This is a genomic window from Streptococcus sp. FSL K6-1323 (assembly GCF_038630745.1).
Classification (GTDB): Bacteria; Bacillota; Bacilli; order Lactobacillales; family Streptococcaceae; genus Streptococcus; species Streptococcus salivarius_D.
The window spans coordinates 1,493,302-1,515,954 of record NZ_CP152039.1 but is presented as its reverse complement, the minus strand read 5'-3'; the positions used below and the strand labels follow the sequence as shown (position 1 = coordinate 1,515,954).

General features: G+C 42.5%; 32 protein-coding genes. 23 read left to right on the top strand and 9 right to left on the bottom strand.

All coding sequences use genetic code 11. The features are described from left to right. Window positions 1-42 precede the first annotated feature (42 nt). Entirely contained in the window at window positions 43-354 is a 312-nt protein-coding gene (locus tag NST80_RS06960; RefSeq protein ID WP_118171911.1) for a hypothetical protein, read from the top strand. Between the two features lie 90 nt (window positions 355-444). Then, window positions 445-1,194, top strand: coding sequence for a CPBP family intramembrane glutamic endopeptidase (locus tag NST80_RS06955; protein WP_118171912.1), 750 nt, complete (start codon window positions 445-447; stop codon window positions 1,192-1,194). Window positions 1,195-1,437: 243 nt separating this feature from the next. On the opposite strand, the gene NST80_RS06950 is transcribed toward NST80_RS06955, so the two are convergent. Further along, window positions 1,438-1,635, bottom strand: coding sequence for a hypothetical protein (locus NST80_RS06950; protein ID WP_045768927.1), 198 nt, complete (start codon window positions 1,633-1,635; stop codon window positions 1,438-1,440). Between the two features lie 99 nt (window positions 1,636-1,734). Next, on the bottom strand, window positions 1,735-2,154 hold the full coding sequence (locus NST80_RS06945; RefSeq protein ID WP_045771841.1) for an SP_0198 family lipoprotein: 420 nt from the start codon (window positions 2,152-2,154) through the stop codon (window positions 1,735-1,737). Window positions 2,155-2,328: 174 nt separating this feature from the next. On the opposite strand from NST80_RS06945, the gene NST80_RS06940 reads away from it, so the two are divergent. From NST80_RS06940 to NST80_RS06905, 8 genes are all read left to right on the top strand, one after another. Next, window positions 2,329-2,721: a YbgA family protein gene (locus tag NST80_RS06940; RefSeq protein WP_073686988.1), complete on the top strand. Its 393-nt coding sequence runs from the start codon at window positions 2,329-2,331 to the stop codon at window positions 2,719-2,721. Further along, complete coding sequence (locus NST80_RS06935; protein WP_045768924.1) at window positions 2,718-3,080, top strand: TIGR02328 family protein; 363 nt, start codon at window positions 2,718-2,720, stop codon at window positions 3,078-3,080. The genes NST80_RS06940 and NST80_RS06935 overlap by 4 nt, the downstream gene beginning before the upstream one ends. Window positions 3,081-3,092: 12 nt before the next feature. Continuing rightward, window positions 3,093-3,470 (top strand): hypothetical protein, encoded by a 378-nt coding sequence (locus NST80_RS06930; protein WP_045768923.1) that lies wholly within the window; start codon window positions 3,093-3,095, stop codon window positions 3,468-3,470. Window positions 3,471-3,474: 4 nt separating this feature from the next. Continuing rightward, window positions 3,475-3,768 (top strand): hypothetical protein, encoded by a 294-nt coding sequence (locus NST80_RS06925; RefSeq protein ID WP_230309960.1) that lies wholly within the window; start codon window positions 3,475-3,477, stop codon window positions 3,766-3,768. Window positions 3,769-4,164: 396 nt separating this feature from the next. Further along, complete coding sequence (locus NST80_RS06920; RefSeq protein ID WP_342504577.1) at window positions 4,165-4,566, top strand: CPBP family intramembrane glutamic endopeptidase; 402 nt, start codon at window positions 4,165-4,167, stop codon at window positions 4,564-4,566. Between the two features lie 26 nt (window positions 4,567-4,592). Continuing rightward, window positions 4,593-5,234, top strand: a complete 642-nt coding sequence (locus NST80_RS06915) for a GDSL-type esterase/lipase family protein (RefSeq protein WP_118171913.1) — start codon at window positions 4,593-4,595, stop codon at window positions 5,232-5,234. Between the two features lie 95 nt (window positions 5,235-5,329). Further along, complete coding sequence (locus tag NST80_RS06910) at window positions 5,330-5,944, top strand: hypothetical protein (RefSeq protein WP_014633340.1); 615 nt, start codon at window positions 5,330-5,332, stop codon at window positions 5,942-5,944. Between the two features lie 247 nt (window positions 5,945-6,191). Continuing rightward, on the top strand, window positions 6,192-7,853 hold the full coding sequence (locus NST80_RS06905; RefSeq protein ID WP_118171914.1) for a SulP family inorganic anion transporter: 1,662 nt from the start codon (window positions 6,192-6,194) through the stop codon (window positions 7,851-7,853). A 52-nt stretch (window positions 7,854-7,905) separates the two neighbouring features. Here the strand turns inward: NST80_RS06905 and NST80_RS06900 are convergent, their stop codons facing one another. The 3 genes from NST80_RS06900 to NST80_RS06890 are packed head-to-tail and all read right to left on the bottom strand — an operon-like array spanning window position 7,906 to window position 9,760. Then, entirely contained in the window at window positions 7,906-8,721 is an 816-nt protein-coding gene (locus tag NST80_RS06900; protein ID WP_045768917.1) for a TIGR03943 family protein, read from the bottom strand. After that, window positions 8,721-9,623: a permease gene (locus tag NST80_RS06895; protein WP_045768916.1), complete on the bottom strand. Its 903-nt coding sequence runs from the start codon at window positions 9,621-9,623 to the stop codon at window positions 8,721-8,723. Before NST80_RS06895 ends, NST80_RS06900 begins: the two co-directional genes overlap by 1 nt. Before the next feature lie 5 nt (window positions 9,624-9,628). After that, window positions 9,629-9,760: an SPJ_0845 family protein gene (locus NST80_RS06890; RefSeq protein ID WP_002885949.1), complete on the bottom strand. Its 132-nt coding sequence runs from the start codon at window positions 9,758-9,760 to the stop codon at window positions 9,629-9,631. Window positions 9,761-10,037: 277 nt separating this feature from the next. Between NST80_RS06890 and NST80_RS06885 the strand changes: the two genes are divergently transcribed. From NST80_RS06885 to NST80_RS06855, 7 genes are all read left to right on the top strand, one after another. Next, window positions 10,038-12,170 (top strand): Tex family protein, encoded by a 2,133-nt coding sequence (locus NST80_RS06885; protein WP_045768915.1) that lies wholly within the window; start codon window positions 10,038-10,040, stop codon window positions 12,168-12,170. Continuing rightward, window positions 12,157-12,597, top strand: a complete 441-nt coding sequence (locus NST80_RS06880; protein WP_014633335.1) for a SprT family protein — start codon at window positions 12,157-12,159, stop codon at window positions 12,595-12,597. Before NST80_RS06885 ends, NST80_RS06880 begins: the two co-directional genes overlap by 14 nt. A gap of 65 nt (window positions 12,598-12,662) precedes the next feature. Beyond that, window positions 12,663-12,926 carry a PspC domain-containing protein gene (locus NST80_RS06875; protein ID WP_002885986.1) on the top strand — a complete coding sequence of 88 codons (264 nt, stop codon included), beginning with the start codon at window positions 12,663-12,665 and terminating at the stop codon, window positions 12,924-12,926. 127 nt (window positions 12,927-13,053) lie between these two features. Next, a complete protein-coding gene (gene hprK, locus NST80_RS06870) occupies window positions 13,054-13,983 on the top strand; it encodes an HPr(Ser) kinase/phosphatase (protein ID WP_037611483.1) in 930 nt (309 codons plus the stop codon). After that, window positions 13,983-14,774, top strand: a complete 792-nt coding sequence (gene lgt, locus NST80_RS06865) for a prolipoprotein diacylglyceryl transferase (protein ID WP_118171915.1) — start codon at window positions 13,983-13,985, stop codon at window positions 14,772-14,774. The genes hprK and lgt overlap by 1 nt, the downstream gene beginning before the upstream one ends. A gap of 124 nt (window positions 14,775-14,898) precedes the next feature. Then, window positions 14,899-15,297 (top strand): DUF948 domain-containing protein, encoded by a 399-nt coding sequence (locus tag NST80_RS06860; protein ID WP_002885965.1) that lies wholly within the window; start codon window positions 14,899-14,901, stop codon window positions 15,295-15,297. 12 nt (window positions 15,298-15,309) lie between these two features. Then, window positions 15,310-15,750 carry a YtxH domain-containing protein gene (locus tag NST80_RS06855; RefSeq protein ID WP_004182777.1) on the top strand — a complete coding sequence of 147 codons (441 nt, stop codon included), beginning with the start codon at window positions 15,310-15,312 and terminating at the stop codon, window positions 15,748-15,750. A 53-nt stretch (window positions 15,751-15,803) separates the two neighbouring features. Here NST80_RS06855 and NST80_RS06850 read toward each other — a convergent pair whose 3' ends face one another. After that, window positions 15,804-16,100 (bottom strand): DUF3270 domain-containing protein, encoded by a 297-nt coding sequence (locus NST80_RS06850; RefSeq protein ID WP_002886140.1) that lies wholly within the window; start codon window positions 16,098-16,100, stop codon window positions 15,804-15,806. Between the two features lie 238 nt (window positions 16,101-16,338). On the opposite strand from NST80_RS06850, the gene NST80_RS06845 reads away from it, so the two are divergent. From NST80_RS06845 to NST80_RS06835, 3 genes are all read left to right on the top strand, one after another. Further along, the gene (locus NST80_RS06845; RefSeq protein ID WP_118171916.1) at window positions 16,339-17,268 is read left to right on the top strand and encodes a peptidase U32 family protein; all 930 of its coding nucleotides are present in this window, start codon (window positions 16,339-16,341) and stop codon (window positions 17,266-17,268) included. Between the two features lie 95 nt (window positions 17,269-17,363). Beyond that, a complete protein-coding gene (locus NST80_RS06840; RefSeq protein ID WP_004182776.1) occupies window positions 17,364-18,650 on the top strand; it encodes a U32 family peptidase in 1,287 nt (428 codons plus the stop codon). Next, a complete protein-coding gene (locus NST80_RS06835; protein ID WP_118171917.1) occupies window positions 18,650-18,967 on the top strand; it encodes a CHY zinc finger protein in 318 nt (105 codons plus the stop codon). The genes NST80_RS06840 and NST80_RS06835 overlap by 1 nt, the downstream gene beginning before the upstream one ends. Window positions 18,968-19,012: 45 nt before the next feature. On the opposite strand, the gene NST80_RS06830 is transcribed toward NST80_RS06835, so the two are convergent. Continuing rightward, a complete protein-coding gene (locus NST80_RS06830; RefSeq protein ID WP_037600379.1) occupies window positions 19,013-19,552 on the bottom strand; it encodes a biotin transporter BioY in 540 nt (179 codons plus the stop codon). 95 nt (window positions 19,553-19,647) lie between these two features. Continuing rightward, on the bottom strand, window positions 19,648-19,932 hold the full coding sequence (locus tag NST80_RS06825) for a hypothetical protein (protein WP_118171918.1): 285 nt from the start codon (window positions 19,930-19,932) through the stop codon (window positions 19,648-19,650). A gap of 124 nt (window positions 19,933-20,056) precedes the next feature. Between NST80_RS06825 and NST80_RS06820 the strand changes: the two genes are divergently transcribed. Then, window positions 20,057-20,269, top strand: coding sequence for a YdbC family protein (locus NST80_RS06820; protein WP_002886106.1), 213 nt, complete (start codon window positions 20,057-20,059; stop codon window positions 20,267-20,269). Window positions 20,270-20,302: 33 nt separating this feature from the next. Here NST80_RS06820 and NST80_RS06815 read toward each other — a convergent pair whose 3' ends face one another. Next, entirely contained in the window at window positions 20,303-21,637 is a 1,335-nt protein-coding gene (locus tag NST80_RS06815) for an Nramp family divalent metal transporter (protein ID WP_021144417.1), read from the bottom strand. 197 nt (window positions 21,638-21,834) lie between these two features. On the opposite strand from NST80_RS06815, the gene NST80_RS06810 reads away from it, so the two are divergent. Together NST80_RS06810 and NST80_RS06805 are read left to right on the top strand one after the other, a co-directional pair. Further along, window positions 21,835-22,143, top strand: coding sequence for a hypothetical protein (locus NST80_RS06810; protein WP_118171919.1), 309 nt, complete (start codon window positions 21,835-21,837; stop codon window positions 22,141-22,143). A 101-nt stretch (window positions 22,144-22,244) separates the two neighbouring features. After that, the gene (locus NST80_RS06805; RefSeq protein ID WP_022495928.1) at window positions 22,245-22,634 is read left to right on the top strand and encodes a (deoxy)nucleoside triphosphate pyrophosphohydrolase; all 390 of its coding nucleotides are present in this window, start codon (window positions 22,245-22,247) and stop codon (window positions 22,632-22,634) included. Window positions 22,635-22,653: the final 19 nt, after the last annotated feature.

The window sequence follows — 22,653 nt, the reverse complement described above, 5'->3', positions numbered from 1 at the left end:
AGGGTGTAAAATCTTCTATATAAAGATAAAGAGGAGCAAGGTATGGAATTAAAAGATTTTACTGAAAAAGAACAAGAACAAATCGAAAAAGGGTTGAGTACAGCTGAGATTTCCGACAAGGAAGCGGCTAAGAAGTTGCTCGCTCTCGTACGGCAAGAATGGATTAAACGAATTCCTTTCTTTGTCAGAGGGCATGCGACGACCAAGACGGTAGAGCGTGTAGCCAAGCAATACCCTGAACTCTACGCAGTAGCTAAACGCCAAGGGGACCTTCCTGAAAAAGAAGGCCAAGAGCTACGTAAAATCATGACAGCTATCTTTGAAGAAAAAATGAACAAACACAAGATTAAGTAAGATTTATAAAGATTGTGAACAATGCCATCTTTGGGTTGATGCAGATTAGGGTGCGATCTATCTGATTTATCATACCGTTACGGAGGAAAAATGAGCAAATTTATTTCAAAACAATCAGTCGCTATCTGGTATGCACTGTCTGCCCTTCTTGCTACATTTATAGTAGGGCAAGTTATCCTTTGCTTTTTCCCAGATGGAAAGAGCACAGGTGACTCACTACTGTTTATCCTGATGAACTTAATTCCCCTGATTATGGCGGCTATCTTTTCTCTTGTGTTGAGTGAAATCAAATCCTTGGGTGAATTTTTCAAAAAGGTTTTTCTTCAAAAAGAAAGTCACCTATCCTGGATCCTAGCTTTCATCATCCCCGTCATCTATTATGGGATCTCAATCTTGCTCATGAATGTTCGCTTTACTGGGAACTCCCTCTTAGCCTTCGTCCTATATCTGCCCTGGACCTTTTTATATGGAGGCCTGGAAGAAGTCGGTTGGCGTTGGTTTTTACAAGATCATCTTTACTTTAGTAAGCACTTTATATCTAAAATGATGGTTCTTTCCATTGTCTGGTTCCTCTGGCATATCCCTATCTATCAACTCCCTTGGATTACAGCAGGCTCATCCAACTATCTCATCTTTTACCTGATGATTTTAGGGAATACTTTTCTTTTGGGGGCTCTTAAAGAGTACTCGAAAGGAGCTGTTCCTTGTATCCTTGCCCATATGCTAATTGATAGTCTGGCTGTCCTTATGCTGGTTCAGAGTTCACTCACTCAGATTATCCTTCTGGTTATTTTTGAAATCATGCTAGCCTCTTGGCTAGTGGCTATGAGAAAATCATAGAAATAGGCTTCAACCTCTCACCCGATTTAGGTGGGAGCTTTTCTTTCCTATTTGTTGAGATAATGACATAGTGTCATTTTTAGGAGGTGATTCGTTTGGCTTCCTCATCTAAAGGCTGAAAAAGAAGGCCAAGAGCTACGTAAAATCATGACAGGCATCTTTGAAGAAAAAATGAACAAACACAAGATTAAGTAAAGATCTGAAAGAGGTATAAGTCTACAAACTTATACCTCTTTCAGATCTTTACTTCTTATTTGATTTGGATAGACTAATGGCAACCATTGTCGCACACAGGAAAAAGGCTGCTAGTAAACCTTTTGTAGTGGTAGTCATAAAGGGTTTATCAAAGACATAATAGTTATAGACAGAAAATCCCAGTCCAATAAGAGTTACAATAATCGACACAACAAATAGCGTCACCCATAATCTTCTTTGAGTCATCGTCAACCTCCTCTTTGTATCCGTTTTCTTTCTGCCTATAGTATAACATAAAAAACCTTAGCTAAATTCCAGAGAGCGGTTCGGCTAAGTTTTTTCATTTTATTTCGTCAAGACAACCGTATCATTTGGATCATGGTCATCATCTTCAATAGTCAGTTGGTTACCGTCGAGTTTATAGTATTTGGTGTCGTCACCAATTGTTAGACTTTGATTGTCAGAGTTAACTGTTACAGGCTTGCTTTCCTTCTCGCCATCTGCCTCGTCCTCTTCCCAAGTTCCAGTATTTCCAGAGATGGTAAGAGTAATGCGATCATTTTCGTCAGTCCCTTTATAGGTGCCATCTAGCCCTTCAGTTTGTTTAGAGGCTTCAGAACTTTGTGAAGATGAAACCTTACTTGAACTTTGTTGGGTGCTAGCAGAGCTTTCAGGTGTTTGAGCTTTTTGGTTTGAGCAGGCTGCTAAAAGACCAAGAACTGCCATAGAGGCAAGAGAAAGTGTGAGTTTTTTGGACAATGTCATAGGCTTGTCTCCTTTCTTTGATATCTTAAGTATAGCAAACGCTTACAAACAAACCAAGCAAAAAAACTTTTCTGAAAATGCTTGAAAATCACTCTTTCGGATTCTTAAAAGCATAATCTATTATCCCCATTTAAACTATGCTATACTGATAAAAAGCAAGAAGGAAGGTTCCTAATGACAACTACTAATCCACGTCGCCAGTGCGAGCGACTTTGGGCAGCCAATAAATACCTGGTGCTCAGCCATTCGAACAAGATTTACTTGGAAATCCGTAACTATCTCAAGAATGAAGAGGTGAGTTTGGATCAGGTTCAAGCCTACATTGATCAAGCACTTGCCCTTCCTGAAAATCCTGGTCAGGTCGTCAATGCCTTCCAACATATCTGGGGATATTTTAAGAAAAAGGCGACTGCTAGCGAAAAGGAAAAGTTTATGGCCCAACTGGATAGCTATGCAGCAGGTCAAATTCCTCAGCATAGTTTGGTGGAATCCGTCAAAGAGCTCCTCAGCAAGTATCCTAATCGTTATCTGGAGGAGTCAACCTTAATTAATGGGGGTTCAAAATGAGACTGTGGCATCAAGACTTGATTGCAAAACTACCCCGTCAGCAATTATTAGGACAACACCGAGAATGTTGTGCCCTTCGTGGCAAGGGATGGCAACGCAAGCACGCTACGGTTAACTATGTTTTTGAATATTCACCGTACCGCCTGTTTAAATACCATGAGCTTATTATGCAAGAAATGACGAAACGAGGTTATCGTGTCAGCCCTGAGTGGCTAGACAAGGAGTATCGGGGCAAGCAGATGCCAGCCTACGATAGGCTTGAAGCGGAGGAATTACCAGCCATCATCTACCCAGAGCATGATGCCGCCTATTTACAGGAATGTCTGGACAATCTCAAGCAAAAAGGAATCATCATCTAAAGGAGGAAAACGATGCATTTATTTAAGTGGCTAGCACCTAAAAAGAAAGTAGCAGAAGGCCTTGTCATGCGTATTTCGACAGCTGATCAGGTAGACTATGCGACGATCACAGACCCAAGTGACAGTGATATCTGGGATGCCTTGGTGCAACTCCCAGTATCCTACGATAGTCTCTATCTCTCCTATGGCGATAAAAGGTCAACGAGCTTTATCTTTGTTGAGTACGAGGATGACAAGTATCGCTTGGAACACGACACACCTGAGCTAGGACTAGACTTGACCAATGTCGCGCGTGTATCCCAACAAGTTGCCAGAGACATCCTTATTCGCTTTTCAAAAGAGCACACAGTGATTTTGGATGACCATTGGAAGCAAGAGAAAGTCAGGTAGTCCTATGGCCTACCTCACCCCAGAAACCAGACGAAAAAGGCGAAAAGTCTTTTGCTTAATCATTGAAATCATTTGTCTGGTTCATTTTGCAATCATTGTCCCTCGTGACCGAGTCTTTACGCCTGAAAAATGGGCCCAAACACCAGCTCCCATGCGACACAAACTCATTTGGAGTTTTCACCGTCAGTATCAGCTTGAGGGCATGACGAGAGAAAAAGTGGAGAAGCTCTTGGGCAAGGGTGACGACCTTCAAGGAAGTGTTGAGTACCAGCTGGCTGACGATTGGATTGGTGGCTGACGATTGGATTGGTGGCTGGCGTGTTTACCATATTGACTATAAGCAGGACCGTGTGATTCGTGCCATAGAAACCTGGCAAGATTGGTGAGAATGAGCTTTCACTTCCTCTAAAAGTAGTATAATGAAAATGTAGAGGTATACGCTTTCAAAAGATAAAAACTGTCTTTTGACTAGAAGAGGAGGACAAACTCATGACCCTATTTATGTCTAAACTGATGAGCGGTATTGTGGAACTGCTTATAGTCTCTGTCATTCCTTTTATCACTTGGTTAATTTGGAGCAGGAAAAAGGTCGGTTTCTTTGACTGGATTGGGTTGAAGAAAGTTGAAAGTCAGCAGAAGAGGCGATTACTACTGACCATTTTGGGTATTAGTCTACTTTTTCTTCTTTTTTCAATTGTCGTCTTCGCTTGGTTCGACTCTAGCCAAACGGCCACAGCAGCTTTTTCTGGAAAGGGGAGCCTTTCCTGCTATCTTGGCCTATGCTATCTTAGGGACTGCCTTGCCAGAAGAAATCTTCTTTAGAGGTTTTCTTTTGAAAAGGCTACAAGGAAAACTAGGATTCCTAGGGGCCAATCTGATTCAGTCTCTCTTATTTGGCCTCATCCATGCATTTATGTTTATCCAATTAACGGGCTACCTAAAAGCTATGGCTATCATGGCCTTTATCAGTCTCATCGCTTACGTTTTTGGTGCTATCAATGAGAAAAAAGCAAGTGGGTCTATCCTTCCAAGTGTCTTTATCCATGCCTTGGCCAATACGGTTGTAGGGCTGCTCTTTGCCTTCTCCCTCATTTAGATAAAACTATATAGAAGAAACTTATCATGGATGAATTAAAAGAAATCAAACTTAAAAATTATCAGTACTTAAATGAGGTTGCTATCAAGGGGGAGACGCTCTTCACAGGCTCATCTCTCATGGAGCTTTTTCCAATTTGTGAAATCGCTAGGAGTAGAGGTGTCGACGACATCATCTACAATCGAGGCATCAGCGGCCTGAACACGGATGAATTTATCCAGCATATCCATCCCCTGCTTTTGGATCTGCAACCGAGCAAGGTGTTTATCAATATCGGTACCAATGACATGACCGAGGAGCCTTATGGAGACCAATGGTTCCAGCATCTGACAGCAAATATCAGGCGGATTATGGAGCAAACACAAGCTGTCTTGCCCCATACCAAGATTTACCTCATGGCTTTCTACCCAGCCAATCTTCATTTACCTTGGCAGACCAAGGCTTCAATCCAGTGGATGAAACTGCGGACACCTGAAAATCTTGACCGTTGTAACCAGGCTCTTGAGGAAATCGCCCAAACCTATGGCTGCCACTTTATTAATTGTAATGCTAGGCTGGTCAATGATAGGAAAGAGCAGAAGGCTGAGCACACCTATGACGGTGTCCACCTTTATGCCAATGCTTACTTAAAAGTCTTTGAAGCTCTCGAAGCCTACCTCGTGGATTAAGAAAATATGAGAGAATTTCCAGTTCTTACTCGCTTTTTTCCCTTGATTACAGTACAATAGACGTCAAAAGTGAAAAATTGAAATGAGGTATCCCTATGTGGAAATGGTTTAAACGACTCATTGTCCTCGTCATTGTGGTCTTTTTTGCAGTGGCAGCTTTGCTCATTCCGGACAAGATTGACAGTCAGGACCAATTAAAAAATGTATCAACACAAACATCCCTTGCCGATCTAGCCCAGGCTGGTATTGGTGGGGCGTCCCTTTCGTCAGGTGGGGTTTCAACTGAGATTAATCTTGATAGCAACCAGTTTCGTCAAATCCTAAAAGCAAGCATGGCTGATTCTAATGACGAGACCTTGTTAAACAGTACTGTAGAGTTGAATGATTCTTATCTGACAGCTAAGCTACCAGTGTCTCTTGGACCAATCGAATCAACATTCAGCCTGGATTTCACAGTCAGCACTAACAAGGAAGTCATTCTACTAGACTTGGCAGGTGCTCACCTGGGTCGCCTCCCTGTTCCTAAATCACTGGTTCTACCTTACCTCAAGAAGAGTATTGCCCAGTCAAGCAGTGGTGTTCGCATGGTTAACAATCAGATTCAGCTCAAGCTTCCTGAAATCGGCTACGAAATTGAGCAAGCCACTGTGACCAATAGCAAGATGAAGGTCAAGCTTAACATTCCGATTTCCTTACCAACCAGTTGGTAATTCAAGAGAAATCTATCAAGCCATGATAAGTTAAAACAAGTCCATAGTCTGGACTTGTTTTTTGATGCCTTCATTTCTAAGCTAAGAAAGTTAAAAAATTCTTGAAATAATACGTTTACATCTACCAATCCCCTAGAAAATGGGGGTTTCCTGTGCTATCATTAGACTGTAAAAATGATAAGCGTCTGACACTCATTGAAAAAAGAGTTAAGTCAAAGAGTTTTAGGATATTAGTTAGGAGGAAAAAATGGACGCTTTAAAATATATCACACCCAAATTTTTCACCACCATCAAGGATTATTCCAAGGGACAGTTCATCAAGGACCTGATTGCAGGAGTTATCGTGGCTATCATTGCCCTGCCCTTGTCGATTGCCCTAGCGATTGCCTCTGGTGTTAATCCCGAACAAGGTCTTTACACAGCAGTGGTTGCAGGCTTTTTTATTTCCTTTTTAGGAGGTAGTCGGGTTCAGATTGGTGGACCTACCGCAGCCTTCGTTGTCATCATCTATGGCATCATCGCCCAGTATGGCATGGCGGGTCTGACTGTTGCCACGCTCATGGCGGGACTCATGCTTATTATCATGGGGCTCCTGCGTTTTGGTGACCTGATTAAATTCATTCCCAAAACCATCACACTTGGCTTTACCTTAGGGATTGCCATTGGGATTGTGGCCGGACAGATTAAGGATTTTCTAGGCCTTGAGATGAAGTCGGTGCCAGCTGAGTTTCTGGAAAAGATGATTGCCTATGGAGAGCATCTTTCAAGTATTAGTTGGGCGACCCTAGCTATCGGTATTTTGGCCCTGCTCATTCAAATCTTTTGGCCACGCCTTTCTCAGAAAATTCCGGGTTCTCTGGTTGCTATCTTTGTGACCACAGCCATCGTGGCCTTTGGTCATCTCCCAGTCAAAACCATTGGTGACCTTTACACCATCAAGGCGGGGCTCCCAAGTTTCACGGTTCCTGACCTATCATTTTCTTTGATTCGTCAAATGATTTCGCCAGCCTTCACCATTGCCATACTGGCTGCCATTGAATCGCTACTTTCTTGCGTGGTTTCAGATGGCATGATTGGTGGTAATCACCGTTCTAATGCAGAATTGGTCGGCCAAGGTGTTGGGAATATCATGTCAGCCCTCTTTGGCGGGATTCCGGCAACGGGTGCGATTGCCCGTACCGCAGCCAACGTCAAAAATGGCGGACGAACACCAGTAGCGGGTATGGTTCATGCCTTCACCTTGCTTCTGATTTTACTCTTCCTCATGCCTTACGCTTCATTGATTCCTATGACCTGTCTGGCCTCAATCCTTATGATTGTCGGTTATAACATGAGCGGTTGGCGTACGGTTGGTCGTATGATCAAACGTGCCCCTAAGAGTGATGTGGCAGTCCTGCTAGTGACCTTTGTCTTAACCGTTTTCTTTGACCTAGTAGTTGCCATTGAATTTGGTATGGTCCTAGCAGCCTTCCTCTTTCTCAAACGCATGTCCGACGTGGCTCAAATCCGTCAGTGGGTGGACAAGGAAAATCTGGACGATCCAGTTTTGTCCGAGGATAGCGACTTAAAACAAGTCCCTAAAAACGCTGTCGTCTATGAAGTTTTTGGTGCCCTCTTCTTTGGTGCAGCCAATAACTTCTTGAATGTGATTAATGATGAAACTAAGAATGTTCTCATTCTACGCATGCGAAACGTTCCAGCCATGGATATCTCAGGCCTAGATGCCCTTGAAGAAACCCTGGCCATCTGTCAAAAACGTGGCATGACCCTGCTTCTTTCTCACGTCAATCCACAACCCTACCGAGTACTTGAAAAATCAGGCTTTATTCAAACTATTGGACCAGACCATATCTGCGAGTCGACCGATCAAGCCCTTGAAAAAGCAGCAGCACTAGCACAAGAAACCTAGACAAATGTTTTTAATACAAGAAGAAAAAGCCAGTTCAACTGAACTTGGCTTTTTAAAATACGCGATATACATAAGGGTTGTCAGGCTGACCGACCTCTTTGACCTCAGTCAAATTAAGGATAGGAAGGCTCTGTTTAAGATTTTGATAGTAATCCACAGTTATGGTACCAGTGACTTTTACCCAGGTATTGTCCTTGAAGGTTTGGTCACTTCCTGTTGTCGCCAGTCCGTAAACACCTGAATCGGCGATACAGTGGATAATACCGAAACGGAAGATGAACTGATACCCCTTGGTTTGTGGGTCATTGTAAACAAAGCCAGTATAGGTGACCTTCTTGCCCACGAAATCGTTAGGATAGAGGTAGATGAGCTCCATGACTTCCATGTAATTTTCCGTGGTAATCTGGATGGTCTCACGCCCCTTGTACTTGGCGAGCTCTCTGGTCATTTCCTTCTCATAAGCTGAGGAGGTGAAGTAGGAGCTGGTGTCTGGCTTCAAGTACTGGATAGTCGTTCCCTCTTGGTCGGCCTGATTAGGATCGCTCCCTGCCGCCAGTGGAAAATGGTAACCCTTAGCTGACACGGTATTGGCATCCAAGGTTACTGTTGGCACCAAGAGCCCAGTGAGGACTGGAAAGGCCAAGAGAACGATGCTGGCTACCTTGGCTACTCGACCTGACAAATGCGAGTGAACCTTAATCTGCTTCATCCAAACGATGAGTTGAACCACAGCAAGGATAAAGGAAAGCACCATGGAAATGTAGGCTAAGTAGGAGTAGTGGATGTTAATGTACTGGTTGAGCTTGCCAGAAACTTGCAAGTACATGACGAGCTCAAAATACCCAGATAAGATGAGAAAACGTAACATTAAATCACCCCCAATAGCAGACAGTAAATGATTGTCACCAGACTTGCTGTTCCTACGAAGAGACCAACAAAGCGTGTTTTAAACTGGTGCTTCATCATAATCAAGTTCTTGATATCAACCATAGGACCAATGATGAGAAAGGCAACCGTTGGTGCCACTCCGAAACTAGAGAGCAGCGAAGCCCCGATAAAGGCATCGGCCTCTGAACAAAGGGAGAGGATGAAGGCCAAGAGCATCATGATCAGGATGGCTGTCACTGAATTATGACCGATGGTCGTTAGGATTCGGGTCGGTAGGTAGGTCTGCATACTTGCAGCCACCAAGCTCCCGAAAATCAAGTAACGCCCAGTGTCAAAGAACTCGTCAACCGCATGAACCAGAGCTTGAAAGGTTTTCTTACCAGCTGACAAACCACTATAGTCGTGCACATGACTAACCTTACGGTTGTCCTTGAGAATCTGGTCATCCACCATAAAGCCCAGCAAGATTCCCAAAATCATGGCAATCAAGAAAGCCCCGACGAAACGTAAAAGCACGTAGTACCAAGAGTTCCCAAAGGCCGTATAGGTCGCAAAGAGAACGACTGGATTAATGATAGGAGCAGTTGCCATGAAAGGAATAGCCGTGTAGCTAGGCACTTTTTTCTCTAAAAAGCGCGTGATAATTGGAACAATCCCACATTCACAAGAGGGAAAAATAAAACCAACAAGGGTTCCAAAGAGAATAGCCAGGACCTTGTTTTTAGGAAGGAAGTTTTGGACCTTTTCAGGAGTCACAAAGACCTCGATAAAGCCAGATAGGATACTTCCCAGTAAAACAAAGGGCAGGGCTTCGATAATAATCGATAGAAAAACTGCCAGAAGCTGCAAAACGCTATCTGGTAGTTGATGAAAAATAGCCATAAAAATTATTTCTTCTTATCTTCTTGAAGACGTTTGTCTTTCTTAGGATCAGTTCCCGCCTTTTCAAAATCAGGGATAGCCGCAAAAGATGCCATCATGCTTTCAAGTTCATTTGTTTTTTTCTGAATAACTGCCATAAAAAGCCTCCGAGTTAATTAAGATACTAAGGGCGTTATTTCTGACAGAAAAGAGGGCATCAGACGAAGAAGCTCTGCTTCTAGGAAGATCCATCTATTTTCCGAAAGAAATAGCCCGAGTTCAGTTACAAAAGATACTAAGGGCGTCCTTTCTGAAAGAAATAGCCCCTAACAATAGGTTTACTTTTCTATTATACTACCTCTTGCTTAAAAATTCTCGCTTCAGCTACAAGGTTTTCTGCCCAAGCAAATCTCCTCTCGTGGTATAATAGAACTTATGGAAAATCGTAATTTAGAGACATTGGCTCAGGAATTGGGCCTAAAAAAACAACAAGTTGAAACTGTTTTAGAATTGACCGCAGAAGGCAATACCATCCCCTTCATCGCCCGTTACCGTAAGGAAAAAACAGGCAATCTGGATGAAACGCAAATCAAGGCCATCATTGATATGGACAAATCCTTGACTGCTCTTCAAGACCGTAAGGAAACGGTTCTTTCCAAGATTGAGGCTCAGGGCAAATTGACCGACCAACTCAAGGCAGCCATTGAAGCCGCTGAAAAACTGGCAGATGTGGAAGAACTCTACCTTCCCTATAAGGAAAAACGCCGCACCAAGGCGACGGTTGCCCGTGAAGCAGGTCTCTTCCCCTTGGCTCGTCTTATCTTGCAAAATAGTCCAAACCTCAAGGCTGAAGCTGAAAAGCTGACATCTGAGGCCTTTCCAACAGCTGACAAGGCTCTTGCAGGTGCTGTGGATATTTTGGTTGAAGCCTTTTCTGAGGACAATAGCTTGCGCTCTTGGACCTACAACGAAATCTGGAACAACAGTGATATCACTTCAACCCTCAAGGATCAATCTCTGGATGAAAAAGAAACCTTCAAAATCTACTATGATTTTGAAGACAAGGTGTCTAAACTTCAAGGTTACCGTACGTTAGCCCTTAACCGTGGGGAGAAACTAGGTGTTATTAAGGTGGCCTTTAAGCACAATCTTGAGAAAATGCACCGTTTTTACAGTGCTCGTTTCAAACAAAAAAATGACTATATCGAGGAAGTTATCAACCAATCTCTCAAGAAGAAAATCATTCCAGCCATGGAGCGTCGTATCCGTAGCGAGTTGACTGAAGCAGCAGAAGATGGTGCTATTCAACTTTTCTCTCAAAATCTTCGCAGTCTTCTTCTAGTATCGCCACTTAAAGGTAAGATGGTACTCGGTTTTGACCCAGCCTTTCGTACAGGGGCTAAGTTGGCTGTCGTCGACCAAACTGGTAAGCTCATCACAACGCAAGTTATCTATCCAGTGGCTCCAGCCAGTCAGGCTAAGATTGCCCAAGCTAAGAAAGACTTGGCTGACCTCATTAAGAAACATGCCATTGAGATTATCGCTATTGGTAATGGAACAGCCAGTCGTGAAAGTGAAGCTTTTGTGGCAGAAGTTCTCAAGGATTTCCCAGAGACTTCATATGTCATTGTCAATGAAAGTGGTGCCTCTGTTTACTCTGCTTCAGAGTTGGCCCGTCATGAGTTCCCAGACTTAACGGTCGAAAAACGCTCTGCTATTTCCATTGCCCGTCGTCTCCAAGACCCATTGGCTGAGTTGGTTAAAATTGACCCTAAATCAATCGGAGTAGGCCAATACCAGCATGATGTTAGCCAGAAGAAACTCTCTGAAAATCTTGATTTCGTCGTCGATACCGTGGTTAACCAGGTTGGTGTTAATGTCAATACGGCAAGTAGTACCCTCTTGTCACACGTGTCAGGACTCAACAAGACCATCTCTGAAAATATCGTCGCCTACCGTGAGGAAAATGGTGAGATTGCATCACGTGCGGAAATCAAAAAAGTCCCACGTCTTGGTGCCAAGGCCTTCGAACAAGCCGCCGGTTTCCTTCGTATTCCAAATGCCAAGAATATCTTGGATAATACAGGGGTCCACCCAGAGTCTTACCCAGCGGTAAAAGCCCTCTTCAAGCAGTTAGCTATCACAGACTTGGACGATTCTGCCAAGACAAAATTGAAGGCTATTAATCTTAAAGAAACGGCAGAAGAGCTGGGGCTTGGACAGGAAACCCTCAAAGATATCATTGCTGACCTTTTGAAACCAGGCCGTGACCTCCGTGACGATTTTGAAGCACCAGTGCTTCGTCAAGATGTTCTTGAACTCAAAGACTTGTCAGTAGGACAAAAACTTGAAGGAACGGTCCGTAACGTTGTGGACTTTGGTGCCTTTGTGGATATCGGTGTCCATGAGGATGGCCTTATCCACATATCAGAGATGAGTAAGAGCTTCGTTAACCACCCAAGTCAGGTCGTTTCTGTTGGGGATTTGGTTACCGTGTGGGTATCAAAAGTTGACTTAGAGCATGAAAAACTCAATCTCTCCTTGGTGAATCCACGTGAATCTAACTGATTATGTTAAGACTGTTTCCATAGAAGATTTTGGCTGGGAATTTAAGCACCAAGCCCTGTGGAATAAGCGTCTTCGGACTACGGGAGGGCGGTTCTTTCCCAAGGATGGTCATTTAGATTTTAACCCAAAACTCTATGAGGAACATGGTCTTGAAACCTTTCGAAAAATCGTCCGCCACGAACTCTGTCATTATCACCTTTATTTTCAGGGCAAGGGGTACAAGCATGCGGATAGAGATTTCAAGGATTTACTAGCCAAGGTTGACGGCCTTAGATACGCCCCAAAGATACAAGGTCAGGAGGAGAACTACTACCTTTATCAATGCCAATCTTGTGGTCATACCTACCGTCGCAAACGCCGTGTCAATACACGGAAATTTGGCTGCGGTTTGTGTCGAGGCAAGCTCATTTTTCTAAATCAGTCCTAGGGCTGATTTTTTTAGTTTAAAAAAATCATATAATTAAATCAAAGAAATGATGGGAGAAGAAGACCATGTCAAATCGTTTTTATAAGACACGAAAAAATAGACTCGTCGCCGGTGTTGTTGCAGGTTTGGCAGATAAGTTTGGCTGGGACCTAGCTCTAGCTCGTATTTTGGCTATCATTCTCATGGTTTCAACGCAGTTTGGAATCTTTCTATACTTGGTTTTAGCCTTTCTCCTTCCTTACAAAGAAGATATTTATCCCGAAATCAAACTCAAGGATGGACGCAAACGTAAAAACGCTGAACCTGTTGAAGATGAGTGGAATTGGTAAGTAATTGTTAATAGACATTAACCTATGATTGGCCTTAGTGCTAGTCATAGGTCTTTTTTGCTTTGAGAGCCGCATTGAAAACCTTTTTATGATACAATGAAACTAGTAAATAATCGGAGGAAATAACATGACAGTAACCGTTAAAATGTTGGTTGACAGGCTTAAACTCAAGGTTGTCTATGGGAATAAGGAGCTTTTGGCAAAACCGATAACAACTGCTGATATCTCTCGTCCTGGTTTAGAAATGACAGGTTATTTTGACTATTATTCACCGGAGCGTATTCAATTGGTTGGGATGAAGGAGTGGTCTTACCTTAAAACCTTGACTGATCACAACCGTTACTCTGTTTTCAAAAACATGTTCAAAGAAGAAACCCCAGCTGTTATCGTAGCGCGTGGGCTTGATATCCCTGAGGAGCTGTATCGAGCAGCTAAAGAAAATGGCGTTGTGGTTCTTCAAGGCCGTAACGGCACATCATCTCTTTCAGGTGATATGTCTTGGTACCTCAATGCACAGTTGGCAGAACGTACCAGTGTTCATGGTGTTTTGGTTGATATCTACGGCATGGGTGTTCTCATTCAGGGCGATTCTGGTATCGGTAAGAGTGAAACAGGGCTTGAGTTGGTGAAACGTGGTCACCGCCTTGTCGCTGACGACCGTGTGGATGTCTATGCTAAGGATGAGGAAACTCTCTGGGGTGAGCCTGCGGAAATCCTCCGCCATCTTCTTGAGATTCGTGGGGTTGGTATCATTGATGTCATGAGTCTCTACGGAGCTAGTGCTGTCCGTAATTCTTCTCAAGTTCAGTTGGCCATCTATCTTGAAAATTTTGAAGACGGTAAGGTCTTTGATCGTCTTGGAAATGGGAATGAAGAAATCGAATTGCAAGGCGTTAAGATTCCACGTGTCCGCATTCCTGTTAAGACAGGCCGTAACGTATCAGTCGTTATCGAAGCTGCAGCCATGAACTACCGTGCTAAGCAAATGGGATTTGATGCAACCAAAACCTTTGAAGAACGTTTGACCAACCTCATTAGTAAGAATGGTGAAGACTAATGTTTGCTACTATTGATCCTATTGCTCTAAGGCTTGGCCCCATTAGTATTCATTGGTATGCCATCTGTATCGTATCTGGTCTCTTACTTGCCGTTTATCTGGCTCAGCGTTGGGCTCCTGAAAAGGGAATTGACCCTGAAAACATCTTAGATTTTATTCTTCTTGCCTTTCCGATGGCCATTGTTGGTGCTAGGCTCTACTATGTGATCTTCCAGTGGTCCTACTACAGTCAAAATCCTTCTGAAATTTTTGCAATTTGGAATGGTGGAATTGCCATCTATGGTGGCTTGATTGCTGGAGCAGCTGTCCTCTATTGGTTTGCTAAACGTCATGCCATTGCTGTCTTGGATTTTCTAGATATCGCGGCACCTGGCGTTATGATTGCTCAGAGTATCGGTCGCTGGGGAAACTTTATTAACCAGGAGGCCTACGGAAAAGCAGTTAGTCATCTGAATTATGTCCCAGAATTTATTCGCCAGCAGATGTACATTGATGGTAGTTATCGTGTACCGACCTTTCTTTACGAAAGTCTCTGGAACTTGGTCGGATTTATCATTATCCTAGGACTAAGACGCTTTAATAAGAAACTGCGTCAAGGAGATGTGACCTCATTTTACCTTATCTGGTATGGTCTTGGACGTTTTGTCATTGAAGGCATGCGTACGGATAGCCTCATGTTTGTTGGCTTGCGTGTTTCTCAATGGGTTAGCATCGCTATTATCATCTTGGGTGCAACCTTGCTCTATTTGCGAAAGCAACGCCCAGAGGCAGATTATAAAATGAAAAACTAGTCATATAGCTCAGACTTTGTTATAATATAATGAAAATTATCATAACAAAGGTCACTGGAAACTGGAGATTCTACTTCAGTTTTCTTGTAGCGACCTTTTAAAAAGGTCAAAGGAGTCCTAAACTATGGCAGAAATTGCATTTCTTATTATCGCAATCGCACTTGCTGCGTTTCTCATTGCATTAATCCCTACTCTACTTCGTACCCGTCATGTGGTTAAAGAAGTTGAAGAAACAGTTGCTGTGCTTCGTACAGATATCAATGTAACCCTTCATCAAACAAATGAAATCTTGGCTAAGGCAAACGTCTTGGTTGAAGATGTTAATGAAAAAGTTCAAACAATCGATCCTCTCTTCGTAGCAGTAGCTGAGCTTTCAGAAAGTGTCTCTGACTTGAATACTGAAGCTCGTTATCTCGGTGCGAAAGCAAGTGCAGCAGGAGCAAGTGTCGGTAAAGCAGGTTCAGCCTTTGCTATCGGTAAGGTTGCTTCAAAACTATTTGGTAAAAAAGACAAGAAAAAATAAGGAGGTCTTTTCATGAGTAAATTTTTAAACACCCTAATCATTGGTGTAGCTTCTGGAGCTGCAGCAGCTTACTTCTTTACAACTGAAAAAGGTAAAGCTGTTAAAGCACGTATTGATGAAGAAATCGCTTCATTCAAAGAAGATCCAAAAGCTTATCAAAATCAAGTGGTGGAAAAAGCTAGCGACTACAAAGATTTGGCAGTCGATACTTTCCAAGACTATAAAACAAAATTTGAAAATGGTGACATCACTGCAGATGATTTGACAAAAGCAGTTCAAGAAAAAACAGCTCAAGTTGCTGACTTTGCCAAAGAGAGCTTTGAACTTATCAAAGAGAAAACAGCACAAGTAACTCCTGAGCAAGCAGATGTTGAAGCAGAAACCAAAGCTATCGTTGATGATATCGTCATTGATATCAAAGATATCTCTGAAGAAGCAGCAGAAGCAAAATAAAAAAAGAAAGCCCATGAGGCTTTTTTTAGTACGCAAAAACGTTGACCAAACAGTCAACGTTTTTGTGCTTTATAATATTCGATTAGGACATAAATGCCTATCTGACCAATGACGCTGATGGTAATTGCCCAGAAGAAGGCCCAGAAGGTAGCCACCTGAGCTACCAAGAAAAGGAAGGCAACTAGGACTGTTGAAACACAGAAGCTTGAGATACGTCCAAAGAAAATCATATCTTGTAGCTTAATACTATTACTATTTAAACCTTGATAATCTTGATAATTCGTCGTTTGAGGACGCTCAGTCTCGAAATCTTCGATGTGATCAAATTGACGGTGTAAGTTGTCAGCCATGTCTGCCTCCTTTCTATATAAAATATCTAAATCACTTTTTCGTGTAGGTTAAAATACTTAGTCAGTATTTCACTATTTAGAATCTCATTAATAATACCACAAAAATTTTATATTGCAAAGTTTTTTTTGATTTTTGTAAAAATCATAGTATTCAAAAACTAATTAAAAATATTTAGATACAGAGTTTTGAGCCTAAAAATTCTAAAAAAATCAAATCATTTGTGCTATAATGTGAGTTATGGAAAAAATAGTGATTACAGCGACTGCTGAGAGCTACGAGCAGGCACGTGAGCTCCTAGAACTTGGCGTAGATCGTATTTACATCGGCGAAAAAGCTTTTGGCCTTCGTTTGCCTAAGCCTTTTTCATTCGCAGAGATGCGAAAGATTGCAGAGCTGGTACATGAGTCTGGCAAGGAATTGACTGTTGCCGTTAACGCCCTCATGCACCAAGGTATGATGGATGCTCTTCCAGACTACCTTGATTTTCTTGAAGAAATCAAGGCAGATTATATCACGGTTGGTGATGCAGGAGTTTTCTACATTTGTAACCGTGACAAACGCCCCTTCAAAATGATTTATGATGCTTCAACCATGGTAACCTCTAGCCGTCAGATTAATTTCTGGGGCAAACAAGCTGGAGCTTCTGAAGCTGTTTTGGCTCGTGAAATTCCATCTGCGGAACTTTTCGTCATGGCTGAAAATCTTCAAATTCCAGCTGAGGTTTTGGTTTATGGTGCAAGTATCATTCACCACTCAAAACGTCCGCTTCTTCAAAACTACTACAACTTTATCAAAACGGATGAAGCTGTTACCAAAGAACGTGACCTCTTCCTTTCTGAGCCAGGAGATCCAGATTCTCACTACTCAGTTTATGAAGACTTGCATGGAACACATATCTTTGCCAACAATGACTTGGATATGATGACTAAACTTTCAGAACTCGTTGAACATGGTTTTGATCACTGGAAGTTAGACGGTGTTTATTGCCCAGGTGAAAACTTTGTAAAAATCACTGAGTATTTTGTGAAGGCTCGTGACCTCATCGAGGCTGGTGAATTTTCACAAGACAAAGCCTTCCTCTTTGATGAGGCTATTCATAAATTACACCCAGCCAACCGTGGTTTGGACACAGGTTTCTATGACTATGAACCTGACCGTGTAAAATAAAAATACTTCCTCCTTCGTTTGTGAGTTTTCCATTTTCAGGGAACGAAGGAGCCTTCTAAAAACTAAAATCGACAATCTTGCAAATTGGAGAAATTATGACTACAACTAAAAAACGCCCAGAGGTTCTGGTACCTGCTGGGACTTTGGAAAAATTGAAAGTCGCTGTAAATTACGGCGCAGATGCTGTTTTCGTTGGTGGACAAGCCTATGGTTTGCGTAGCCGTGCCGGAAACTTTACCATGGATGAGCTTCGTGAAGGTATCGAATACGCTCACGCTCGTGGCGTTGATGTGCACGTTGCTTCAAACATGGTTACCCATGAAGGAAATGAAAAAGGTGCTGGTGAATGGTTCCGTGAATTGCGTGATATGGGACTCGATGCCGTTATCGTATCTGACCCAGCCTTGATTGAAATCTGTTCAACCTACGCTCCAGGACTTAACATCCACTTGTCAACGCAAGCATCTGCGACAAATGTTGAAACCTTCCATTTTTGGAAACAGTATGGCTTGACCCGTGTTGTTTTGGCACGTGAGGTAACTATGGAAGAATTGGCTGAAATCCGTAAACGTACGGATCTTGAAATTGAGGCCTTTGTCCATGGTGCTATGTGTATCTCATACTCAGGTCGCTGTACCCTTTCTAACCACATGTCAGACCGTGATGCCAACCGTGGTGGTTGTTCACAGTCTTGTCGCTGGAAATATGACCTTTACGACATGCCATTCGGTCAAGAGCGAAAGAGTATCCACGGTGAAGTTCCTGAAGAATACTCAATGTCAGCCGTTGACATGTGTATGATTGAAAATATCCCAGACCTTATCGATAATGGTGTTGACAGCCTTAAAATCGAAGGTCGTATGAAATCTGTCCACTATGTATCAACAGTTGCTAACTGCTACAAGGCTGCTTGTGACGCTTACATGGAAAGTGCAGAAGCCTTCTACGCCATCAAAGATGATTTGATTAACGAACTCTGGAAAGTTGCCCAACGTGAATTGGCAACAGGTTTCTACTACAAGACACCAACAGAAAACGAGCAACTCTTTGGTGCCCGTCGTAAGATTCCACAATACAAATTTGTTGGTGAAGTAGTAGACTTTGATCCAGCCACTATGACAGCTACAATCCGTCAACGTAACGTTATTCTCGAAGGTGACCACGTTGAATTCTACGGACCAGGCTTCCGTCATTTTGAATGTGATATCAAAGACCTTCACGATGCTAATGGAAACAAAATTGACCGTGCACCAAACCCAATGGAACTTCTTACAATTACCGTGCCACAAGAAGTTAAACCTGGTGACATGATTCGTTCAACTAAAGAAGGTTTGATTAACCTCTACCAAAAAGACGGTTCAAGTAAAACTGTTCGTGCCTAATGACAAGACAAATCAATGGCCTCCTGGTAGATGACCAGAGTAGGTGCCAGCACTACCATTCCACACTAGATATTGTTGCCTTAAAATGCTTTGAGTGTCTGAAGTATTATGCCTGTTATCAGTGTCATGATAGCTTGGAGGAACATAGCTTTCGAGCTTATCCCTGTCAGTTGAAACAGGATAAGGTCCTTATTTGTGGCGTTTGTCGGCATGAGATGACTATTGAGGAATATCAAGAGGCAGTAGCCTGTCCCAATTGTCATAGTGCCTTCAACCCAGCTTGTTCAAAGCACTATGATATTTATTTTGAAAAATAAAAAGATTGAAGATTCTGTTCACACGAACAAAGTCTTCAATCTTTTTTAGTTAAAGTAGCTATGATTTTTTAGTGCTTTTAAAACTGGCTTAGTCACCAAAGCGACAATCAGACCTTTTAAAAGGTCTGGGATGATAAAGGGTGTCAAACCGACTGCTACAGCTGCAGACCATCCCATCTTTCCAAGAAAGTGCAGGCTAAGGATACCACCGACAAAGACAAGTGCATCTCCCAAAACAAAAGCCAAAAAGATCTTCCAGATAGGAGTCTTAGCATGAGCCAGTGCAGATGTGACAAGTGCAAAAAATGGGTAGGCAAGCAGATAGCCAGCTGAAGGACCAAAGAAGGCTTGGAGCCCCCCGCCTCCACCTGCAAAAACCGGTAGGCCAATGGCACCTAGAATCAGGTAGAGGGTAGCGGCAAGAGTTGCCTCTCTTGGCTTAAGGATGGCAGCAACAAGTCCGACAGCGAAGGTCTGGAGAGTAATGGGGACTGCACCGATAGGAATAACAATTTGAGCCAGTGCGGCAATGATAGCAGCACCGAAGGCGGGAAGTATGAGTGACAGTGTACGATTTTGCGTCATTTTTAGTTAACCTTTCGTAAATTAATAGTTAACTTATTATAACAAGTACTTCTGAAATAGTCAACCTCATAATAAAACGAGGTTAACTGATAAACTTAACCTCGTTGTGATATGATTTTTAGACGTTTGATTTCTTTTAGTTCAATCATGCTGATGATCTTATCTTGCTCGATAAAGATGGCTTGTCGCTCTCTGTCATAATGGTTGATGTAGCCCTTATAGGTCTTCTGATTGGATGTCAGCATGACCATTTGGTTATGATCAATAGCATGATAGATATCGTTAATAAGCTGATTATGCATTAGGTGGACAGGTTTGCTATGACCTGTTTCCACAAACTGATGAAGCTGATGCTTTACTGCTTCTAAAAAGTTTATCATGGTCATTTCCCTCGTTTCTTGATAAAATAATTATAGCATGAAAGGTGAAATTTTGTGGATAACTTCTTTCTAACACACACAATTTTCACAGAAAAAAACGAATAAAGCTAGTGGAGGTAAGCAAATGGCAGAATTTTCATTTGAAATTGAAGAAAAACTCTTGGTCTTGTCTGAGAATGACAAGGGCTGGACTAAGGAACTCAATCGTGTGAGCTTTAATGGCGCACCGGCTAAGTATGACATCCGTACATGGAGTCCAGACCATACCAAGATGGGTAAGGGGATTACCCTTAGCAATGAAGAATTCCAAGTTCTCGTTGACGCCTTCAAAAACTAAAACAAGGTCAGCATGGCGCTGGCCTTATTTTGTTTAAAACGTATCAATGATAAGTTTGAGATTGAGAATGGTTAGGACAATAGCGATGGCATAACCAAGGAAAGTATTCCACTTGGCATTGACGTGTTTTCCCATGAGTGATTTCTTAGAAGTGTAGTAAATCAAAGGGAAGATAGAGAATGGCAAGGCAAGTGAAAGGAAAACCTGTGAATAAACCAGCAGCTGATCCAGAGTCTTTTCTTGATCACCGTAGAGAATAGCTACAACGATAACAGGTAGCAAGGCGAAGAGACGTGTGAATAAACGAATTACCCACTGCGGTAACCTCATGTGGAGAAAGCCTTCCATGACAATTTGGCCAGTCAGAGTACCAGTAATGGTAGAGTTTTGACCACTAGCCAAGAGCGCCAAGGCAAAGAGTGTTGAAAGTGTCGAACTAGCTACCGCACCAGCAATCTTAGAGTCCTGAAGAGCATTGTACATCTGTGAGAAAGCTGAAATATCAGAAGCGTGACCAAAGAAGAGAGCTGCCCCCAAAATCAAGAGGAGGGAGTTAACCACAAAGGCCAAAGTCAACTGGATGTTAGAATCCCAGGTCATGAAACGGACAGCCTTAGTCACGTCTTTGCCATCAGAATAGTCAACCTTACGAGTCTGTGACAAGGATGAGTGCAAGTAGAGGTTATGTGGCATAACGGTCGCACCCACAATTCCAAGCGCCAAGGTCAACTGGTTGGTATGTCCAGCAGCATGTGGCTCGAAGAGCGTTGGCGTAGGGAGATAACCCTCTAGGATTCCCGTAATACTAGGCTCAGACAAAGCTACCAGATAGACAAAGATAACCAAGATGGTCAAAATCAAGGTTGAAACAATAGCCTCGATTTTTTTGAATCCTAGCTTCATGATGAGCAGTAGTAGGAAGACGTCTAGGACTGTCACCAGAATGGCAACCATAATTGGAATACCAAAGAGCAGGTTAAGAGCAATGGCAGAACCAAGCACCTCAGCCAAATCCGTCGCCATTAAGGCCAGCTCCAGAATCACCCAAAGCGTGTATCGCAACCATTTGGGCGAGTGATAGGCAGTCGCTTGAGCTAGGTCCATTTGGGTCACAATCCCTAATTTCCCAGCCATTTGTTGCAACTGCATAGCGATTAAAGATGAAATTAAGATGACAAAAAGCAGACTATACTTGTAGGTCGCCCCACCGACGACACTGGTAATCCAGTTCCCTGGATCCATGTAACCCACGGCCACAAGAGCCCCAGGTCCCAAGAAAGCCTTAAGATTTTGCCAAAAACGATTATTATTTGGTGTATCTATGGATTGGTTTACCTCAGAAAGGGAAACCTTCTTTGAATATGTCATAAACACCTCTTTCTAAGTCATATCTGCCTAAAAGTGTATTATTTCTAGACAGACCGACATTTTTATTATAGCACTAGGAGGAAGATGTGCAAGTTTTTGACTTATCTTACATTGGTGTCATAGAGGACTTTTCAGAATTGCCTTTTTATACTAAACTATAAGAGTAGATGATTTCATAGATGAGGGAGAAAAAATAATTGAAAACATTTCAGCTAACAGCTAAGAAAAAGATTACCCTGGCACTCGTAGTTGTCATCGTGGTTGCTTTGCTTATCTTTATCATTAACGTGCAGATGAATCAGCCTGATAACCTACCTGCCAATTACATGGAGCGCCTTAAAAATCCTGGAATGACCGGAGATTACATCAGCCTCTGGAAGTCTCGCTGGCATGAAGAAAACAAAGTATGGATTTATCCTGCGAAACAATACGCTATCTATGCAGTAGCAGCTCTAGCTTGTCTATCAGCTTGGGTAGCAGCTTCAAAAGCAAAATTTTGGAAATAAGAAAATGCTTCTCTCGATTGAGGGAAGCGTTTTTAAATTATAAATTAAAGTTTGCTTGTCGTGATAGCTTTTTGATAGAATACTATCTGGAGGAATGTTACATGTCAAAAAAAATCATAAATGTTGTGGCTGCAGCCATCGAAAAGGATGGAAAAATCTTCTGTGCCCAACGACCAGAAGGAAAAAGTTTAGGAGGATATTGGGAATTTCCTGGTGGTAAGTTGGAAGAAGGAGAATCACCTGAAGAAGCTTTGATACGAGAGATTCATGAAGAATTAAATTCTCAGATTGAGATTATTTCCTTCGTTAATGAAGCTTCCTATGATTATGATTTTGGAACAGTTGTTATGAAAACCTTTCATGCCAGACTCGTTTCTGGAAATCTAGATTTGTTGGAACATCAGGATTCAGCTTGGCTAGAGCCTAATCGCTTGAAAACTTTGAATTGGGCGCCTGTAGACCGACCAGCTGTAGAATTGTTATCAAAATAAGAGCATCACATGCGTGGTG

Excerpts from the sequence above, each read along its gene's own strand:
- NST80_RS06815 (WP_021144417.1), bottom strand. The coding sequence starts at position 21,637 with ATGACATATTCAAAGAAGGTTTCCCTTTCTGAGGTAAACCAATCCATA.
- NST80_RS06835 (WP_118171917.1), top strand. The coding sequence starts at position 18,650 with ATGACAAGACAAATCAATGGCCTCCTGGTAGATGACCAGAGTAGGTGC.
- NST80_RS06900 (WP_045768917.1), bottom strand. The coding sequence starts at position 8,721 with ATGTTACGTTTTCTCATCTTATCTGGGTATTTTGAGCTCGTCATGTAC.
- hprK (WP_037611483.1), top strand. The coding sequence starts at position 13,054 with ATGACAGTAACCGTTAAAATGTTGGTTGACAGGCTTAAACTCAAGGTT.
- NST80_RS06830 (WP_037600379.1), bottom strand. The coding sequence starts at position 19,552 with ATGACGCAAAATCGTACACTGTCACTCATACTTCCCGCCTTCGGTGCT.
- NST80_RS06840 (WP_004182776.1), top strand. The coding sequence starts at position 17,364 with ATGACTACAACTAAAAAACGCCCAGAGGTTCTGGTACCTGCTGGGACT.
- NST80_RS06955 (WP_118171912.1), top strand. The coding sequence starts at position 445 with ATGAGCAAATTTATTTCAAAACAATCAGTCGCTATCTGGTATGCACTG.
- NST80_RS06890 (WP_002885949.1), bottom strand. The coding sequence starts at position 9,760 with ATGGCAGTTATTCAGAAAAAAACAAATGAACTTGAAAGCATGATGGCA.
- NST80_RS06895 (WP_045768916.1), bottom strand. The coding sequence starts at position 9,623 with ATGGCTATTTTTCATCAACTACCAGATAGCGTTTTGCAGCTTCTGGCA.
- NST80_RS06885 (WP_045768915.1), top strand. The coding sequence starts at position 10,038 with ATGGAAAATCGTAATTTAGAGACATTGGCTCAGGAATTGGGCCTAAAA.
- NST80_RS06825 (WP_118171918.1), bottom strand. The coding sequence starts at position 19,932 with ATGATAAACTTTTTAGAAGCAGTAAAGCATCAGCTTCATCAGTTTGTG.
- NST80_RS06905 (WP_118171914.1), top strand. The coding sequence starts at position 6,192 with ATGGACGCTTTAAAATATATCACACCCAAATTTTTCACCACCATCAAG.
- NST80_RS06805 (WP_022495928.1), top strand. The coding sequence starts at position 22,245 with ATGTCAAAAAAAATCATAAATGTTGTGGCTGCAGCCATCGAAAAGGAT.
- NST80_RS06945 (WP_045771841.1), bottom strand. The coding sequence starts at position 2,154 with ATGACATTGTCCAAAAAACTCACACTTTCTCTTGCCTCTATGGCAGTT.
- NST80_RS06935 (WP_045768924.1), top strand. The coding sequence starts at position 2,718 with ATGAGACTGTGGCATCAAGACTTGATTGCAAAACTACCCCGTCAGCAA.
- NST80_RS06940 (WP_073686988.1), top strand. The coding sequence starts at position 2,329 with ATGACAACTACTAATCCACGTCGCCAGTGCGAGCGACTTTGGGCAGCC.
- NST80_RS06845 (WP_118171916.1), top strand. The coding sequence starts at position 16,339 with ATGGAAAAAATAGTGATTACAGCGACTGCTGAGAGCTACGAGCAGGCA.
- NST80_RS06855 (WP_004182777.1), top strand. The coding sequence starts at position 15,310 with ATGAGTAAATTTTTAAACACCCTAATCATTGGTGTAGCTTCTGGAGCT.
- lgt (WP_118171915.1), top strand. The coding sequence starts at position 13,983 with ATGTTTGCTACTATTGATCCTATTGCTCTAAGGCTTGGCCCCATTAGT.
- NST80_RS06875 (WP_002885986.1), top strand. The coding sequence starts at position 12,663 with ATGTCAAATCGTTTTTATAAGACACGAAAAAATAGACTCGTCGCCGGT.
- NST80_RS06850 (WP_002886140.1), bottom strand. The coding sequence starts at position 16,100 with ATGGCTGACAACTTACACCGTCAATTTGATCACATCGAAGATTTCGAG.
- NST80_RS06910 (WP_014633340.1), top strand. The coding sequence starts at position 5,330 with ATGTGGAAATGGTTTAAACGACTCATTGTCCTCGTCATTGTGGTCTTT.
- NST80_RS06950 (WP_045768927.1), bottom strand. The coding sequence starts at position 1,635 with ATGACTCAAAGAAGATTATGGGTGACGCTATTTGTTGTGTCGATTATT.
- NST80_RS06960 (WP_118171911.1), top strand. The coding sequence starts at position 43 with ATGGAATTAAAAGATTTTACTGAAAAAGAACAAGAACAAATCGAAAAA.
- NST80_RS06930 (WP_045768923.1), top strand. The coding sequence starts at position 3,093 with ATGCATTTATTTAAGTGGCTAGCACCTAAAAAGAAAGTAGCAGAAGGC.
- NST80_RS06820 (WP_002886106.1), top strand. The coding sequence starts at position 20,057 with ATGGCAGAATTTTCATTTGAAATTGAAGAAAAACTCTTGGTCTTGTCT.
- NST80_RS06860 (WP_002885965.1), top strand. The coding sequence starts at position 14,899 with ATGGCAGAAATTGCATTTCTTATTATCGCAATCGCACTTGCTGCGTTT.
- NST80_RS06925 (WP_230309960.1), top strand. The coding sequence starts at position 3,475 with ATGGCCTACCTCACCCCAGAAACCAGACGAAAAAGGCGAAAAGTCTTT.
- NST80_RS06915 (WP_118171913.1), top strand. The coding sequence starts at position 4,593 with ATGGATGAATTAAAAGAAATCAAACTTAAAAATTATCAGTACTTAAAT.